The organism is Sediminicoccus sp. BL-A-41-H5, from assembly GCF_050632405.1.
Classification (GTDB): domain Bacteria; phylum Pseudomonadota; class Alphaproteobacteria; order Acetobacterales; family Acetobacteraceae; genus Roseococcus.
The window spans coordinates 2,658,945-2,675,492 of sequence record NZ_CP192601.1 but is presented as its reverse complement, the minus strand read 5'-3'; the positions used below and the strand labels follow the sequence as shown (position 1 = coordinate 2,675,492).

16 protein-coding genes are annotated in these 16,548 nt (G+C 71.0%); 5 read left to right on the top strand and 11 right to left on the bottom strand.

The window, feature by feature from the left end; all coding sequences use genetic code 11:
- Nucleotides 1-36: 36 nt before the first annotated feature.
- Nucleotides 37-774 (bottom strand): HugZ family protein, encoded by a 738-nt coding sequence (locus tag ACQ860_RS13105; RefSeq protein WP_431303794.1) that lies wholly within the window; start codon nucleotides 772-774, stop codon nucleotides 37-39.
- Nucleotides 775-922: 148 nt separating this feature from the next.
- Here ACQ860_RS13105 and ACQ860_RS13100 point away from each other — a divergent pair, with 148 nt between their 5' ends.
- The 4 genes from ACQ860_RS13100 (at nucleotide 923) to ACQ860_RS13085 (ending at nucleotide 4,940) form a co-directional block, all read left to right on the top strand.
- The gene (locus tag ACQ860_RS13100; RefSeq protein ID WP_431303793.1) at nucleotides 923-1,762 is read left to right on the top strand and encodes a hypothetical protein; all 840 of its coding nucleotides are present in this window, start codon (nucleotides 923-925) and stop codon (nucleotides 1,760-1,762) included.
- Between the two features lie 111 nt (nucleotides 1,763-1,873).
- Nucleotides 1,874-3,247 (top strand): DUF2252 domain-containing protein, encoded by a 1,374-nt coding sequence (locus ACQ860_RS13095; protein WP_431303792.1) that lies wholly within the window; start codon nucleotides 1,874-1,876, stop codon nucleotides 3,245-3,247.
- 55 nt (nucleotides 3,248-3,302) lie between these two features.
- Nucleotides 3,303-4,166 carry an AraC family transcriptional regulator gene (locus ACQ860_RS13090; protein ID WP_431303791.1) on the top strand — a complete coding sequence of 288 codons (864 nt, stop codon included), beginning with the start codon at nucleotides 3,303-3,305 and terminating at the stop codon, nucleotides 4,164-4,166.
- 72 nt (nucleotides 4,167-4,238) lie between these two features.
- Nucleotides 4,239-4,940 carry a response regulator transcription factor gene (locus ACQ860_RS13085; RefSeq protein WP_213616854.1) on the top strand — a complete coding sequence of 234 codons (702 nt, stop codon included), beginning with the start codon at nucleotides 4,239-4,241 and terminating at the stop codon, nucleotides 4,938-4,940.
- A 12-nt stretch (nucleotides 4,941-4,952) separates the two neighbouring features.
- Here ACQ860_RS13085 and ACQ860_RS13080 read toward each other — a convergent pair whose 3' ends face one another.
- The 5 genes from ACQ860_RS13080 to ACQ860_RS13060 all read right to left on the bottom strand — a co-directional run bounded on the left by ACQ860_RS13080 (nucleotide 4,953) and on the right by ACQ860_RS13060 (nucleotide 10,537).
- Entirely contained in the window at nucleotides 4,953-7,025 is a 2,073-nt protein-coding gene (locus ACQ860_RS13080; RefSeq protein ID WP_431303790.1) for a methyl-accepting chemotaxis protein, read from the bottom strand.
- Nucleotides 7,026-7,105: 80 nt separating this feature from the next.
- On the bottom strand, nucleotides 7,106-7,609 hold the full coding sequence (locus tag ACQ860_RS13075) for a hypothetical protein (protein WP_431303789.1): 504 nt from the start codon (nucleotides 7,607-7,609) through the stop codon (nucleotides 7,106-7,108).
- Complete coding sequence (locus ACQ860_RS13070; protein ID WP_431303788.1) at nucleotides 7,591-8,214, bottom strand: HAD family hydrolase; 624 nt, start codon at nucleotides 8,212-8,214, stop codon at nucleotides 7,591-7,593. The genes ACQ860_RS13075 and ACQ860_RS13070 overlap by 19 nt, the downstream gene beginning before the upstream one ends.
- A complete protein-coding gene (locus ACQ860_RS13065) occupies nucleotides 8,211-9,548 on the bottom strand; it encodes a hydrolase (protein ID WP_431303787.1) in 1,338 nt (445 codons plus the stop codon). Before ACQ860_RS13065 ends, ACQ860_RS13070 begins: the two co-directional genes overlap by 4 nt.
- A 50-nt stretch (nucleotides 9,549-9,598) precedes the next feature.
- Complete coding sequence (locus ACQ860_RS13060) at nucleotides 9,599-10,537, bottom strand: tripartite tricarboxylate transporter substrate binding protein (protein WP_431303786.1); 939 nt, start codon at nucleotides 10,535-10,537, stop codon at nucleotides 9,599-9,601.
- A 63-nt stretch (nucleotides 10,538-10,600) separates the two neighbouring features.
- Here ACQ860_RS13060 and ACQ860_RS13055 point away from each other — a divergent pair, with 63 nt between their 5' ends.
- Nucleotides 10,601-11,437: an amidohydrolase family protein gene (locus ACQ860_RS13055; RefSeq protein WP_431303785.1), complete on the top strand. Its 837-nt coding sequence runs from the start codon at nucleotides 10,601-10,603 to the stop codon at nucleotides 11,435-11,437.
- Here the strand turns inward: ACQ860_RS13055 and ACQ860_RS13050 are convergent.
- The 5 genes from ACQ860_RS13050 to ispH are packed head-to-tail and all read right to left on the bottom strand — an operon-like array spanning nucleotide 11,419 to nucleotide 16,487.
- Entirely contained in the window at nucleotides 11,419-13,107 is a 1,689-nt protein-coding gene (locus ACQ860_RS13050; RefSeq protein WP_431303784.1) for an amidohydrolase, read from the bottom strand. The two genes, ACQ860_RS13055 and ACQ860_RS13050, sit on opposite strands and share 19 nt — an antisense overlap.
- 5 nt (nucleotides 13,108-13,112) lie before the next feature.
- Nucleotides 13,113-14,066: a Bug family tripartite tricarboxylate transporter substrate binding protein gene (locus ACQ860_RS13045; protein WP_431303783.1), complete on the bottom strand. Its 954-nt coding sequence runs from the start codon at nucleotides 14,064-14,066 to the stop codon at nucleotides 13,113-13,115.
- A gap of 23 nt (nucleotides 14,067-14,089) precedes the next feature.
- Nucleotides 14,090-14,560, bottom strand: a complete 471-nt coding sequence (rnhA, locus tag ACQ860_RS13040; RefSeq protein WP_431303782.1) for a ribonuclease HI — start codon at nucleotides 14,558-14,560, stop codon at nucleotides 14,090-14,092.
- Nucleotides 14,553-15,530, bottom strand: coding sequence for a homoserine kinase (locus ACQ860_RS13035; protein ID WP_431303781.1), 978 nt, complete (start codon nucleotides 15,528-15,530; stop codon nucleotides 14,553-14,555). Before ACQ860_RS13035 ends, rnhA begins: the two co-directional genes overlap by 8 nt.
- A 3-nt stretch (nucleotides 15,531-15,533) precedes the next feature.
- Nucleotides 15,534-16,487 (bottom strand): 4-hydroxy-3-methylbut-2-enyl diphosphate reductase, encoded by a 954-nt coding sequence (gene ispH / locus ACQ860_RS13030; protein WP_431303780.1) that lies wholly within the window; start codon nucleotides 16,485-16,487, stop codon nucleotides 15,534-15,536.
- Nucleotides 16,488-16,548 lie beyond the last annotated feature (61 nt).

The window sequence follows — 16,548 nt, the reverse complement described above, 5'->3', positions numbered from 1 at the left end:
TGGTCAATGCCGCCAAGGGGCTGAAATCCATGGCTTTCATGAAATTTTACCTTGTTGCGATGCAGCAAGCGCCGCGCGTGCCGTCCGGGCTGACCGGACCAATTCGGTGCGCACCCCCTCCGCATCCGTGACAGGCGCCGCGAAGGCGAGGCGCAGCACCGAATCCCCTGCGGCCAGGTCCAGCCCGTCCACATCCACGGCGGTGAGGCGCCATGCACCCGGCGCGGCGCCGAGCAGGCCCGTGGCGATGGCTTCCACGGCATCGGCATGGTCGGCATTCACATGGCCGATGATGCCGGCCTCCGCCGCCGCGATGGCGGCGACCGCCGCCGCATCGGGAAGCAGTTGCCCGAGGCGCAGCCGCGTGGCGCGGGCGAAGCCGCCCACCATCAGCGCGCCCTGCGGGTTGATGCGCCACAGGCCGAAATCCGCGAATTCCGCATAGAGCGCGGCATAGGGGTGGCGCGCCAGCCAGCGCGCCTTGAGCTCCGCATCGGTGATCGGCTCGGCCAGGCCGGTCAGCGTCACGCGCGGCGCGGTCTGCGGATTGGCGCCCTCGGCCGCGCCGGTGAAGAGCAGGGCGCAGCGCGGGTCGCGCTGCAGGTGCCGCGTGTGCTCGGAGAGCGTCGAGAGCCAGAGCAACGGCGCGAGGCCGGGCGCGGTCCCTGGCGTCACCAGGCTGGCGAAGGGCTGGCCGTCCTGCTGCGTGGCGAGCGTGGCGGCGGCGGCGGCGCGGATGATGCGGCGGGCTTGGAAGCCGGGATCTTCGGTCATGTGCGGGAAAATGGGCGCTGCGGGCGGCGCTGTCATCCCGGTGCGATATTGCGCCCTGCATGGTTTCAGGCGCAGAGTCATGCATCAGCCGCTGCGAAGAATCCCACGCAAGGCAACCCTGTCTGAGATCCCGCCGAGGAGACCACCCATGTCCGAGCCGAAGCACCTCGCCGCCGCGCTGGGTGCGCTGCTGGGCGCCGCGCTGATGTCCTCCGTCGCTACGGCGCAGACGGTCCCGGATGGCAGCGACAGCGGCTGGCGCTTCTCGCTCACGCCCTATGTCTGGCTGCCGACCGTCGGCGGCGACCTGCGCTACGGCCCGCGCGAGCGCCGCACGGCGCATGTGGACATGGACCCGCAGAGCATCGTGGACACGCTGAAATTCGGCATCACCTTCGGCGCCGAGGCGCGCTACGGCCGCTTCACCCTGGCGACGGACCTGATCTACTTGAACCTCGGCAACCAGACGAGCTTCGTGCGCAGCGTGGATTTCCCCTCGGCGCGCGTCGGGGCCTCCGCCAATCTCGGCACGCAGACCTCGCTGAGCAACACGCTCTGGACGCTGGCGCCGGGCTATACCGTCCTGCAAGGCGCCTGGGGCAATGTGGACATCCAGGCAGGCTTCCGCATGCTGGCGGTCAGCACGCGCACCAGCTACCAATTGGCCACCGATATCGTCGGCCCCAATACGGGCGATGTCTTCGCGCGGGCCGGGCGGCTGAGCGCGAGCGACCAGGTGTGGGACGGCATCGTGGGCGTGCGGGGCCGCTTCAACCTCGGGCATGGCTTCTACGTGCCCTATGCGGCGGATATCGGCGCCGGCGGCTCGAACACCACCTGGCAGGTGCAGGGCGGCCTCGGCTATTCGACCGGCTGGGCGGGCGTGGTGGCGGGCTATCGCTACCTCTCCTATTCGGGAACGGGCGATTCCCTCATCCGCAACCTGCATCTGGGCGGCCCCTTCATCGCGCTCAACATGACCTTCTGACGCGCGACGCCGGCGCGCTGCTCGCGTGAAGCCGGCGCGCTGCTCGCGCGACGCTGGCGCGCCTCCCGCGTGCCGGATTACCCTCGCCCCAGAAGGCGAGGAACGACCCGCATGGCCAAGACGAGTCTGCCCGACCACGCGACGCCCGAGCAGCGCAACGCGGCCGGCAAGGCGATGCGTGACGCTGTGCCGCGTGCGGCCCAGGGCGCCTGGAAGCCGCATCCGAAGCGCCCCGACATCATGGCCCTGCTGCAAAGCGCGGACGCCAACCGCCTGCCCGAGCTGGTCCCCATCCGCTACGGGCGCATGCTCCGCACGCCCTTCACCTTCTACCGCGGCTCCGCCGCCATCATGGCGGGAGACCTCGCCACCACGCCCGGCACCGGCCTGCGCGTCCAGGCCTGCGGCGACGCGCACCTGATGAATTTCGGCGGCTTCGCGACACCCGAGCGCCGCCTGGTCTTCGACATCAATGACCTGGATGAGACGCTGCCCGCGCCCTGGGAATGGGATGTGAAGCGCCTCGTCGCCTCCTTCGTGCTCGCCGCGCGCTCCAATGGCCTGTCCGACGATGCGGGGCGGGAGGCGGCGATGGCCTGCGCCAGATCCTATCGCAAGCGCATGCGCGACTATGCACGGTGCGATGTCCTCGAAACCTGGTACGCGCGCATCGATGCCGATGACGTGCTGGACATGCTGCCCGCCGCGCATCGCGACCGGCTGGAGAAGCGCATCGCCAAGGCGACCGAGGCCACCAGCTCGGAGCTGGTCTTCCCCAAGCTCGTGGAGCAGAGCCGCGCCGGGCCGCGCATCCGCGACGAGCCGCCGCTGCTCTTCCACTGGACCGGCCCGAACAGCGAACGCCACATGGACATGATCCGCGAGGCGCTGGGCGCTTACCGCGAAACCTTGGCCGATGACCGCCGCGTGCTGTTCGACCGGTACGAGCTGGCGGACGGCGCGTTGAAGGTGGTGGGCATCGGCAGCGTGGGCACCTTCTGCATGGTGCTGCTCTTCACCTCGATCGCGGGGGACCCGCTCTTCCTCCAGGTGAAGCAGGCCAACGCCTCGGTCCTGGAGCCGCATGCCGGCCCCAGCGCCTATCCGCATCACGGCCAGCGCGTGGTGATGGGGCAGCGGCTGATGCAGACCGCCTCCGACATCTTCCTGGGCTGGGTGACGGGCGGCGCGGGCCGGCAATTCTACCTGCGCCAATTGCGCGACGTGAAGCTGAGCCCGATGGTCGAGACCTTCGACGGCGAGATGCTGGAGATCTATGGCGCGCTCTGCGGCTGGGCCCTGGCCCGCGCCCATGCCAAGGCGGGCGACCCCTGGACGATCAGCGGCTATCTCGGCAGCAGCGAGAAGTTCGACGAGGCGATGGGCCGCTTCGCGCTCGTCTATGCCGACCAGGCCGAGCGCGACCACGCGACGCTGAAGGCCGCGGTGCGGGCCGGCAAGATCGCAGTGGAGATGGAGCGGTAGCCCCGGGCATCAACTTCGCAAGACGGATCAATCGGGGCCGCGCTATCAGCGCCGCATGCCGATCAGGACCCGCATCCCCAAATCCCGAACCCTGGCCGATCACGCCACGCGCATCGCCCGTGCCATGGCGCATCTGGCCGCCCAGCCGGACCGCACGCCGAGCCTGGAGGAGTTGGCCGACGTCGCCGCCTTCTCGCCCTGGCATTTCCACCGCGCCTATCGCTCCCTGACCGGCGAGACGCCGGCCGAGACGCTGGCGCGCATCCGCCTCTCCCGCGCCGCCGCCGCGCTGATCAAGAGCGACGCGCCGATGGCGCGGATCGCGGCCGCGGCCGGCTATGGCTCGACCGCCGCCTTCACCCGCGCCTTTCGCGAGGCGCTGGGCATCCCGCCCGGCGCCTATCGCCAGCGCGCCGCCATCGGCGCCCCCATCCCCGAGGAGGAGACCATGCAGGACATCATCATCGTCGAGACGCCGCCGCTGCATCTGGCCGCCCTGCCGCATCGCGGATCCTTCGACGCCATGGGCCCGGTCTTCGACCGGCTCGGCGCCTGGGCCGGGGCGCGCGGGCTGATCAACGAGACGACGCGCTTCATCGGCATCTACCCCGATGATCCGCACAGCGTGCCCGAGGCCGAGCTGCGCTCGCTCGCCGCGCTGACGGTGCCGCCGGGCACGCCGCTCGATCCCGGGATGGAGGTGGTGGACATCCCCGCCCTGCGCTGCGCCCGCCTGCGCTACCAGGGCCCCTATGCGGAGCTGGAGGCGGTGTATGAACGGCTCTATGGAGCCTGGCTGCCGCAATCGGGCGAGGAGGCCGGCGATTTCCCGGTCTTCGAGGAATACCTGAACGACTGCCGCAGCCTGCCGCCTTCCGAATGGCTGACGGACATCCTGCTGCCGTTGAAGTCGCGCTGAAGGCGGATTTGCCACGGCTCGGCCTGTTTTGTGCCACCATCGGCGCCTATAAGCGTCGGCAAGGAGGCCCAAATGCCGCAGACCATCGCCCTCGTGGATGACGACCGCAACATCCTCACCTCGCTCTCCATGACGCTGGAGCAGGAAGGCTACAGCGTCCGCACCTACACGGATGGCGAGAGCGCGCTGCAGGGCCTGATGGGCAAGCCGGCCGACCTCGCCGTGCTCGACATCAAGATGCCGCGCATGGACGGGATGGAGCTGCTGCAGCGCCTGCGCGCGCGCAGCGCCATGCCGGTGATCTTCCTCACCTCCAAGGATGAGGAAGTGGACGAGCTGATGGGCCTGCGCCTGGGCGCCGACGACTACATCACCAAGCCCTTCAGCCAGCGCCTGGTGCTGGAGCGCATCCGCGCGCTGCTGCGCCGGAACGAGGCGATGAAGGCCGAGAGCAGCGGCGTGGTGGCCGGCGGCCTCCTGGTGCGCGGCGACCTCACGCTGGACGAGACGAAGCACACCTGCACCTGGAAGGGAAAGCAGGTGCAGCTGACCGTCACCGAATTCCTGCTGGTGAAGACGCTGGCGCTGCGCCCCGGCCTCGTGAAGAACCGGGACCAGCTGATCGACGCCGCCTATGGCGAGAACATCTATGTGGATGACCGCACCATCGACAGCCATGTGAAGCGCGTCCGCAAGAAGTTCCGCGCGGTGGATGACGAGTTCGCGCAGATCGAGACGCTCTACGGCATCGGCTACCGCTACAAGGAGCAGTAGCCGCCCGCGCCCTCACGCGGCGCGGATCTCCGAGAGGAAGCGGTCCACCTGGCCGCGCATCTGATCCGCCTGCCGCGCAAGGTCGCCCGAGGCGCCGCGCAGCTCGATGGCGGAGCTGCCGGTGCGTTCGGCCCCTTCGCGCACACCCGCCGCATGGCGCGCGGCGTCCTGGGTGCCGGCCGCGGCCTCCGCCACCGCACGCCCGATTTCGCGTGTCGCCGCTGCCTGCTGCTCGGCCGCCGCCGCCACCGCGCCGGTATTTGCCTCCATCTGCGAGATGGTGCGCGAGATGCCGGCAATGGCGGCCACCGTGCGCGCCGTCTCCTGCTGCATCGTGCCGATCTGCGCGCTGATCTCCTCGGTCGCCTTGGCGGTCTGGGCGGCGAGCGTCTTCACCTCGCTCGCGACCACGGCGAAGCCCTTGCCGGCCTCGCCAGCGCGCGCCGCCTCGATCGTCGCGTTGAGGGCGAGGAGGTTGGTCTGCCCCGCGATGCCGCTGATCAGCTGCACCACCTCGCCGATGCGCTGCGCGGCCGTGGCCAGCCCCTGCACCGTCGCGTCCGTCTCCTGCGCGTTGCTGGCGGCATCGCGCGCCACCGCGGCGGCTTCCTGCACCTGGCGCGAGATCTCGCCGATCGAGGCGGAGAGTTCCTCGGCGGAGCCGGCGACGGATTGCACATTGGCACTCGCCTGTTCGGCGGCGGCCGCCACGGAGGTGGCGCGCTCGGTGCCCTCGGCCGCGTTCTCGCTCATCTCGGCCGAGGTCTGCTCCAGCCCGCTGGCCGCTGCGGACAGCGCGCCCAGCACCTTCCCCGTCTCGGCCTCGAAGCCATGGATCAGCGCCTCGATCCGCTGGGCGCGCGCGGCCTTGGCGGATTCCTCGGCGAGGCGTGCCGTGGCCATCTCCTCGCGTTGCAGGGCGCCCAGCCGCAGCGTCTCCACCGCCGAGGCGAGGCGGCCCAGCTCATCGGCGCGGTCCTGGCCGGGGACGGCGGTGCCGAGCTCGCCGGCGGCGATGCGGTCCACCACCTCCGTCGTGGCCTGCAGGGGCGAGACCACGCGGCGCAGCAGCAGCAGCACCGCCGCCGCCGAGATCAGCGCCGTCACCAGCACCAGCGCGAGGCTGACGGCCAGCTCGATCCAGCCGGCGCGTGTCATGCCCTGCGCCTTGGCCAGGGCGTGGTCCAGCGCCGTGTCGCGCAGCTGGAGGATGCTGGCCTGCGCCGGCAGCGACCAGGCGCGGAACGCCGTCAGATCCTCCGGCCAGGCTGCGGTGGATGCGCCCGGGACGGCCCGCGCCCGCGCCCATTCCATCACCTGGTTCCAGCGCACCGCATCCCGGTTCTGGAAGACCTGGACCTGGCGCTGCACCTCGGCGGTGAGGGCCGGCGCGTCGTTCAGCGCGGCGACCATGCGCTGCACCGTCTCCCACGCCTGGTCCACGCGGCCGGTCATCTGCTCGGCCGCGACGATCTGCTCGGGCGCGATTGGCCGGCCGGCCACCCAGGCATTCATCATCAGGTTCCGGCGCCCGGCATATTCGCGCATGTCCATCGCCTGCAGCGCGACATTGACGGGGGCCGCGATCACAGGCGCCTCCGTCGCCACGCGCTCGGCCGCTGCGGCTGCGAGGTGGGTGAGCTGCGTGCCCGCCGCCATGCGTGCGGCCAGGAGCTGCGGGGCGAAGCTGGCATCACGCTCGGCGGGCGGACGGGTCAGCAGGCCGTCCAGGCGCTGCCGGAAGCGCGAGACCATGGCGGCGCCCTCGCGGATGGCGGCGGCGTCGAACCCGGCCTCCAGCGCGCTGCGCTCGGCCGCCCGGAGCAGGCCGTCGGTCGTCGCCGCCGTCGTGGCGAGGAAGGCGCGGTCCGGGCTGGCGGTCTGGGCCGCGGTGTTCAGATGCCCGGACTCCACCGCAAGCGCCGTCTGCGCGCGCTGCACATCGCTGATGACGCGCGCCGCGACCTCCGCGCGCTGGCTGCTGGTCAGCATCCGCGTGCTCTCCCAGGCGAGCCAGCTGGTGCCGAGCAACCCGGGCAGGGCGACGGCGAGGAAGCCGATGTAGAAGACGTGTCGGATGCGCATGCTGGTCCCCGTGCGGATGAGCCTCTCCGCCACGATGCATGCCACAGAAGGGTTAGCGCATGATGAAGCGCCGCGCGCTGTCAGCCGCCCGGCTGCTCGCAGGGGCCGGGGGCCTCGCGCCGGTTGGGGTCTTCCTGGAATTCCAGCGCATAGGGCCGCTGCGGAATCAGCACCAGCGCGCGCATGTCCTGCGGGCTGCCATCCTCGTAGATCGCGTGGGATTGCACGAAGCGCACCGGCTGGCGGCGTGGCACGACCGGGATGCGGCGCATCGCGCCATCAATCAGGTGTTCCACGCAGGTGGCGGCACCGGGGGCATAGCCGCGCACCACCATCTCGAAGCGCGGCAGGCTGGCCGGGATGTCCTGCGGGATGGCGATGAGCAGGGTGGTGACGCAGTTCTCCGGCAGGCGTTCGACAGGCGGGCGGCGGCGCATCTGCGTGATGAAGGCCTGGGCGGCGCGCGGCGTGTAGCAGACCACCGTCTCCATCGTCGGCAGCGGCGCACCCAGGCGGATGTCGTCCTGCGCCCGCGCGGGCGCGGCGGCGAGCAGCCCGGCCAGGATCAGCGCGGCGCGACGCATGCCGGCAGCTCCAGCAGGCTGGTGACGCGCGTGACACCTCGCGCCGAGGCATCCTGCACCTCGCCCCAGAGGCCGCGCGGGATGAAGACGGGATGCATGCCGGCCGCGCGCGCCGGCTCCACGTCATTATCCACGCGGTCGCCCACATAGGCGATGCGCGCGGGCTCTGCGCCCGTGGCGCGCAGCACCTCATCGAAGAAGCGCGGATCGGGCTTGGAGATGCCCCATCGGTGAGAGGTGGCGATGAAATCGGCACCCAGCTCCAGCGCCGTCAGCGCCTCCAGCACGCCGTCCGGCTGGTTTCCGGCGATGCCGAGGCGGAAGCCCGCTTGGCGCAGCGCCGCGAAGGCGTCGCGCACATCGGGGTAGAGATCATCCTCGCCGGGGATCTCCAGGCCCGCCAGGCGCTGGCGATGCGCCTTGATGTCGAGGCCGGGCGCGATCTCGCGGATGGTGCCGCCGATGCCCTTGCCGGCGGCGATGCCCTGGCGCAGCGCCTCGGTGAAATCCACCTCGTGCATGTCCAGCACGCCGGCCCAGCCGCGGATCAGCCGCGCCTCATCCACCAGCACGCCGCCCACATCGAAGACGATCCAGTCAATCACCAGGTCATCTCCAGCAGCGCGATGCGGTTCTCGCTGAGCGGCAACACGCGGCCGGCGATATTCTCCTGGTTGAAGACGCCCGCGATGGGCGTGCCCACACGCTCCGCAGGCAGGCGCAGATTCGCGACGGCAAGGCTGGCGATGCCTTCGCGCCGCTCCGCCACCTCGCGCCCATCCAGCACCACCACGTCGCGCGGCCAGGAGAAATAGCCGCGCGGGCGCGTGAGGCGCGTGAGGCTCGCGGCCCCGCGATCGGCCTCCGTCAGCGCCGCAGGCGGGCGGAGATGCAGCACCTCGGTCGAGCGCGGGAAGGGCGAGCGGAAGGTATGCGCGATGGGGTGGCCGGGGGCGGCGAGCACGATCTCCAGCGTCCAGTCGCTCTGCACCGTGGCGGGCCCCCACACGCCATCCGCGCCGGTCTCGCGCCGATGGATCGCCTCGCCCATCCGTGCGCCGGTGCGCGGATCGGTGCGGAAGACCTCCACCACCGCGCCCGCCACCGGTCGGTTGGTGGCGGCACCGCCCACGATATTGGTGACGAGGCCGTTCAGCACCGGCCGGGCCTCGGCCGGCACGGTCAGCGTCGCGGGCTCGCGCCCCGCGATGAAGCGGAACTGCTCGCGGAAGGCGCGCCAATGATAGGCGATCTCGCGGTGATCCAGGCCCGGCAGCAGGATGTTGGTCGCGCCCCGCAGCGCGGGGCCATCCTGCGTGATGCCGGTGGGCGTGCCCGGCCGGCCGACGAAGCGGCCATCGGGCTGGGCGAACAGATCATTGTCGGAGCGCAGCGCAAGGAAGGCCGTCCCCTCCGCCACATCGGAGGCACCGCCGTTCAGCCGCTGCAGGAAGGGGCTGCGCGCGTTGAATTCGCTGCCCTCGTTGAACTCCCAGTCGAAGACGCCGCGATTGGGCGTGCCGCAGGTGATGGCGTGGCTGACCTGCGCGGCGCCCCCCTGATGCACCACGAAATCGCGGATGGGATAACCGCCGCGCGAATTGCCGATCAGCGCCACGCGCGGCGCGCCGGTGCGGGCGCGCAGCTCGGCCACGAAGGCGGCGAGGCGCTGCGTCTGCTCGGCGCTGGAGCTGCGATTCTCCTGCGGCACGGCGTCATTCGCGCGCGCCAGCGGGTCCGGCATGTTCACCGCCATCAGGCGGTCGCGCGGCCAGCCATTCACCTCGAAGCGCCAGAGCGTCGTGAGCCAGAGCGCCGCATGGTCGCCATTGCCATGCACCATGAGGATGGGCGGTGGCCCCTCCTGCGCACGAAGCATGCGAGGGGCGGCGAGCGCGGCGGCGGCGCCGAGAAGCAGGGAGCGTCGGGCGAGCATCATGCGCGTGGCTTTACCATCCCGGCACGCGTGAGTCGCGTCCCGCTTTCGTGTCAGCGCCGCACGGCGCGGCGCAACGCATCCAGCACGGAATCCATCGCCGCCTGGTAGCCGGGCCCGTCGAGGTAGCCATCCATCGCGCCGGTGCGCTCCAGGAAGGTCTGCCAGGGCTGCGTCTCGCGGGCGCGGCGGAAGCGGTCATGCAGGGTGGCGGCGATGTCGTCCGGCGTGCCGGCGGGCGCGTTCAGCCCCTTCATGTTCTCGATCACCACATTCCAGCCCAGCTCGCGCAGCGTCGGCACCTCGCGGAAGGCGGAAAGCCGCTCGGCGGAGGCGACGGCCAGCGGCCGCACCTCGCCCGCCTGGGCCAGGCCCGCCATCTCCTCCGGCGCCAGGACGGCAAGCTGCACCGTGCCCGCCATCAGCGCCTGGAGCGAGGGCGCGCCCCCGGTGAAGGGCACGTGCAGGAACTCGACGCCCGCAGCCTGCTGCAGCAGCACGAAGACCGCGTGATAGATCGAGCCCTGGCCGGAGGAGGCATGCGGGATGGTGCCCGGCGCGCGCCGCGCCGCCTCCACCGCGGCCGGCAGCGTGTCATAGGGCCCGCCGCGCCGCGCCACGATCAGCAGGGGCTGGCGCGTCAGGCGGATGATGGCGCGGAAGGAGGTCTTGGGGTCATAGGGCAGGTCGCGGAAGGCAGGGAGCGAGATGCTCTCGCTGCCGCCGCCCACCAGCAGGTTCAGCCCATCCGGCGCCATGCCGGCCACCTGCTGCGCCGCGATGGCGCCGCCGGCGCCGGGGCGGTTCACCACGATGATGGGCGTGGGAAAGAGGCGCGATGCCGCCTCCGCCGCCGCGCGCCCCGCGAGGTCTGCGCCACCACCCGGCGCGAAGCCGACGATGAGCTGGATGGGCCGTGTCGGCTCCCAGGCGCGTGCGGGCGTGGCCGCCAGAATGGCGGGCGCCGCCAGGATCATCCTGCGTCGAAACATCGTGACCTCCCATGATTTTCGGCGAGGATAGCGGCGCGCCGCGCGGCACGCCATGCTGGCGGAATGCTGCGACATCCGACCCCCGCCGGCGCCACCGATTGCCACATGCATATCTACGGCCCGGCCACGCGCTACCCCGTGGCGCCGACCAACCCCTCGCCTGTGCCCTTCGCCGCCGACCTGCCGGCCTATCTCGCCGTGAAGGCCGCCCTTGGCCTCGGGCGGACGGTGGTGGTGCAGCCCACCGCCTACGGCCTGGACAATGCCTGCACGATGGATGCGGTGGCGGCACTCGGCCCCGACGCCGCGCGCGCCGTGGTGGCGGTGACGGCCGAGACACCGATGGCGGAACTGCGACGCCTGCACGCGGCCGGCGCGCGCGGGGCCCGCGCCTTCATGCTGAAGGGCGGGCCCGTGCCATGGGAGGGGCTGGCCGCGCTCGCCGCGCATGTGGCACCCCTCGGCTGGCATGTGCAGCTGCAATTCGACGGCGGCGAGATGGAGGCGCGCGCGCCGCTTATCGCCGCCCTGCCCTGCGACGTGGTGATTGATCACATCGGCCGCTTCCATGATCCGGTGCCGCCCGACGCGCCGCCCGTGCGCGCGCTGCTGCGCCTGCTGGAGAGTGGGCGCGTCTGGGTGAAGGCGTCCTCGCCCTATGGCGTCTCGCGTTCCGGCCCGCCCGGCTATGCGGATGTCGCCGCCATCGCGCGCGCCATCATCGCGGCCGCGCCGGAGCGCGTGGTCTGGGGCTCCAACTGGCCGCATCCCAATGCGCCCCAACCCAAGCCGGACGAGGCCCCGCTGCTCGACCTGCTGGCCGACTGGGCGCCGGATGAGGCGCTGCGCCGCGCCATCCTGGTGGACAATGCGGCGCGACTCTACGACTTCGGCGTGTAGCCGCGGGCCTGGTGGACGATCTCGCCGCCCACCATCGTCATCTCCGCCGCGATGTCCTTCAGCGCGGAGAGCTCCACCGTCAACGGATCGGCCGTCAGCACCGCGAGGTCGGCCAGCTTGCCCGGTTCGATCGCGCCCTTGTCGCGCTCGCTCATCGTCAGATACGCGCCGGCATTGGTCGCCGCGCGGATGGCGCTCTCGCGGCTGATCGCCTGCCGCTCGCCCACCGCGCGTTGCGTGTGCATGTTCTGCCGCGAGACCGCCTGCCACATGGGATAGAACATCGAGACGGGGACATTGTCCGTCGCCAGCGCATAGGTCACGCCCGCCTCCTCCAGCCAGCGCAGTGGCGAGATGCTGTCCTCATCGGCCAGCTTGTTCCGCTCCACCAGCAGGTGGCCCTCCTTGTAGATGTAGCGGTTGGTGTGGGTGGTCAGGACGAGGCCGAGGTCACGGATGCGGCTTACCTGATCGCGGCTCAGCACCGCGATATGGCCCAGCACCCAGCGCAGGTCGCGGATCGGCACCACCTCATTCACCTCGGCAAACAGGTCCAGCATGTTGGGCCAGATGCCGATGGCGCGGATGCCGTGCCGCGCGCAGGCGATCAGCATCTCCTTCGCGCGTTCGCGATCGAGCCCCATGTCGTAGTTGAAGCCCGCCCAGCCGGTATAGGGCGCGGCGGCGGCGCGCAGCGCATTGTCGGGCGTGCGGCCGATCTCGGTGATGAGGCCCGAGAGGCGCAGCCTGTCATCGCCCAGCCCCGCACCGGCCAGCTGATGCGCCCAGCCGCCGATCAGCCGCTCCATGGAGACATTCTCCATGCCGCGCCAATCCGGGCTGAGCGCCAGATGCGAGCGCATCGTCAGCTTCCCCGCCGCATGCACCTCGCGATAGGCGGCGAGAAGCTCCGCCGCCACGCCATGCTCCTCATAGACGCTGGTGGTGCCGAAGGCGTGATACATCGCGGCCGCTTTGGGCAGGCCCGCCACGCGATGCGCGTGGGAAAAGCCCGGCGCCATGTGGAAGGCGGCGAGTTCCATCAGCGGCACATAGCCCTGCTCGATGATGACGCCATCCGGCTCGCCCGCCGCATCCTTGCGGATGGTGACGGAGGGGTGCGGCGGTGCCGTCTCGCGCGTGATGCCGGCGAGTTGCAGCGCCATGGAATTGGCGAGCGAGACCAGCGGCAGCGAATGCCGCCAGAAGCCCCAGATGGGCCGGATATAGACGGGGTTGCGCGGCGCCGCGTCATCCAATTCCTGCCGTGTCGGCCAGCGGCCCTCGGCGAGCGATTCCGGCAGGTCCCAATAGAAGGGCGGTTCGCCCACAGGCATGGTGACGATCCATTCGCCCGGCGCCTTGTCCTTCGCCAGCTCCGCGATGCGGGCCTGGATGGCGGCGATGGAGCGGCAACCGGCCAGGCTGGGGAACACATCCTTCAGCCCCTCGCGGTCCATATGCGCGTGGCCGTCGATCAGCCCGGGCAGCACGGCGCGGCCTTCAAGGGCGATGTGCTGCGTGTGCGGGGCGGCGTGGCGCCGCACCATCGCGTCATCCCCCACCGCGATGAAGCGGCCGGCGCGGATCGCGACGGATTGCGCGATGGAGAAGCGCGCATCGGCGGTGATGATCTTGCCGCCGCTGAGGATGATGTCGGCCGGTTCCATGGCGCTCACTCCGAAGGTTGCAGGCGGCCCTGCCGCACCATCTCCGCCCAGCGTTCCACATCGGCGCGGAAATAGGCGGTGAAGGCGGCGCTTTCCGCCGGGATGGGTTGCGCGGCCGAGAGCCGCAGCCGCTCCCGCACGGGCGCCGATTGCAGCGCGGCGAGTGCGGCCGCCTCCAGCCGCCGCTGCGAGGCCTCCGGCGCGCCGGCGCGGATGAAGAGGCCGACCCAGGTCTCGAAGGCATAGCCCGGCACCGTCTCGGCGATGGCGGGCACGTCGGGCAGCACGTCCGAGCGGTTGTGCGAGGTGATGCCGAGCGCCCGCACCGTGCCCTGCTGCACCTGGCCGATGGAGGAGGCCATGACGTCCAGCAGCATGGTGATGCGCTGCGCGATCAGGTCGGGATAGACGGCGCCCGAGCCGCGATAGGGCACATGCAGCAGCTCCACGCCTGCCGCGGCACCCAGCAGCACGCCGGCCAGGTGACTGCCCGTGCCCGGGCCGGAGGAGCCATAGCTCACCCGCCCCGGCGCCGCCCGCGCGGCGGTGAGGATCGAGGCCACGTCACGATGCGGCGATTGCGGCGAGACGACGAGCAGCGAGGGAATCGCCCCCATGCCCAGTACGGGCGTGAGATCGCGCACCGGATCGAAGCCGAGCTGGCTCAGCGAGACGCTGCTGGCCAGCCCCGCGCCGGTGAAGAGGATGGTGTGCCCATCGGGCCGCGACTGCTGCGCCACATAGGCCGCGCCCACATTCCCCCCCGCGCCGGGCCGCGTATCGATCGCCACCGGCTGGCCGAGGGCCGCCGAAAGTTCCGGCGCCAGCACGCGGGCCAGCACATCAATGGTGCCGCCGGGCGCGAAGGGCACCACCAGCGTCAGTGGGCGTTCCGGGAATGTCTGCGCCTGGCTGGCGACAGGCAGCAGGAGCAGGGCGGCGAGCAGCAGGCGGCGCATCGAAACCTCCGAACGGCGGAGGCTCAGTTTGGGCCGATCGTGCCGCCCCCGCCCAGCCCCTCACGCGCCAAGGTCGCCAATTCATCGGCCCGCTCATTCATGGGATTTCCGGCATGGCCGCGCACCCAGATCCACTCCACCTCATGCGGCTTGGCGGCGGCGAGCAGGCGCTGCCAGAGATCGTAATTCTTCACCGGGTCGCGCGCCGCATTGCGCCAGTTGTTGCGCACCCAGCCCTTGATCCAGCGCTCCATGCCGTTGCGGACATATTCGCTGTCGGTGTGCAGCATCACCTGGCAGGGGCGGGTCAGCGCCTCCAGCGCGGCACATGCGGCGGTGAGTTCCATGCGGTTGTTCGTCGTCTCGCGCTCGGCGCCGGTCAGCTCCTTCGTCGCCTCGCCGAAGCGCAGGATGGCGGCCCAGCCGCCCGGGCCTGGATTGGGCTTGCAGCCGCCATCCGTCCAGATCTCGACCTTGCGGGGAGCTTCAGACACCAAATGCCTCCGGGCCGCTGGCATGGCCAAAGAAGCGCAGCTTGTGCAGGTATTCCAGCGGGTCCTTGCGCGTCACCATCGCCCCCGGCGGCGTGTTCACCCAGTCATAAAGGCGCGTCAGCAGGAAGCGGATCGCGGCCCCGCGGCACAGCACGGGCAATGCCGCCAGCTCCGCCCCGCTCAGCGGCCGCACGGATTGATAGGCACGCAGGATGGCGCGCGCCTTGGTCACGTTGAAGCTGCGATCCGCCTCGAAGCACCAGGCGTTCAGGCAGACCGCGACGTCATAGGCGTAGAGGTCCGTGCAGGCGAAGTAGAAGTCGATCAGCCCGGAGACGCGCGGCGTCCCGCCCTCTTCCAGGAAGAAGACATTGTCGGGGAAGAGATCGGCATGGATCTGCCCCACCGGCAGGCTGCCGGGTGTGGGCCAGGCGGCCAGGATGCCGGCCAGCGCCGCATCCAGCTCCGCGATCAGCCCGGCCTGCACGCCCTCGCCATCGGCGCGGCAGCGGTCCAGCAGCGGCGCCCAGGCGGCGGGGCCGAGGCCGTTGGGGCGCACCTCCGTGAAGCCCGTGCCCGCGCGGTGCAGCCCGGCGAGTGCCGCGCCGAGCGGTCCGCAATGCTCGGGCCGGATGCGGCGCGGCCAGACGCCGGGCAGGAAGGTGCAGATCGCCGCCGGCCGCCCCGCGAGTTCCCGCAGGGCCTGCCCGTCCCGCCCCGCCACCGGCTCGGGCGCGGAGAGGCCATGCGCGACGAGGTGCCGCATCAGGCCGAGGAACCAGGGCAGCTCGCGCGGGTCCACCCGGCGCTCATAGAGCGTCAGCACATAGTCGCCCGCGCTGGTCTTCAGCGCGTAGTTGGAGTTTTCCACGCCCTCGGCGATGCCGCGAAACGCCAGCAGGTCGCCGATCTCGTATTCCGCCAGGAAGGCGCGCAGCGCCTCGTCGGAAACTTCCGTATAGACCGCCACAAATCAGGCCGTGGCCAGCGCCGCCGGCAGCTTGAAGATGATCTTCTCCTCCGCCACCACGATCTCCTGGATGGTGAGGTCATAGCCCTCGCGCAGGCGCTCGATCACTTCCTCGACCAGCACCTCGGGGGCGCTGGCGCCCGCCGTGATGCCGATGCGGGACACGCCCTCGACGGCCGCGAGGTCCAGATCCCGCCCGCGCTGCACCATCACGGCCTTGGCGCAGCCGGCGCGGCCCGCGACTTCCACGAGCCGGACGGAGTTGGAGGAATTGGGCGCGCCCACCACGATCATCATGTCCACCTGCGGCGCGATCTCCTTCACGGCCGCCTGGCGGTTGGTGGTGGCGTAGCAGATATCCTCCTTCGCCGGCGCCGCGATGTCCGGGAAGCGCGACTGCAGCGCGCGCACGATGCCCGCCGTGTCATCCACCGAAAGCGTGGTCTGGGTGATGAAGGCGAGGGAGGCGCCTTCCGGCGGCGTCACGCTCATGGCCTGGGCCTCGTCCTCCACCAGGGTCACGGCGCCCTCGGGCAGCTGGCCCATGGTGCCGATCACCTCCGGGTGGCCCGCATGGCCGATCAGGAAGATGTGCCGCTGGCGCGAGAAATGGTGCTCCGCCTCACGGTGGACCTTGCTGACCAGCGGGCAGGTGGCGTCCAGGAAGAACATCTGCCGCCGCTGCGCCTCGGCCGGGATGGATTTCGGCACGCCATGGGCCGAGAAGACCACGGGCTGGCCGTCATCGGGGATCTCGTCCAGTTCCTCGACGAAGACGGCGCCCTGGCGCTCCAGCGCCTCGACCACGAAGCGGTTATGGACGATCTCATGCCGGACATAGACCGGCGCGCCATGCCGCTTCAGCGCTTCCTCGACGATCTTGATCGCCCGGTCCACACCGGCGCAGAATCCACGCGGGCCGGCAAGGATGACATGAAGCGAGGGCTTGGCGGCCATGCGATGGGGTTCCGGGGGCGGGTTGCGAAGCCTCCACACTATCGCTTTGCGCGGATCGGTG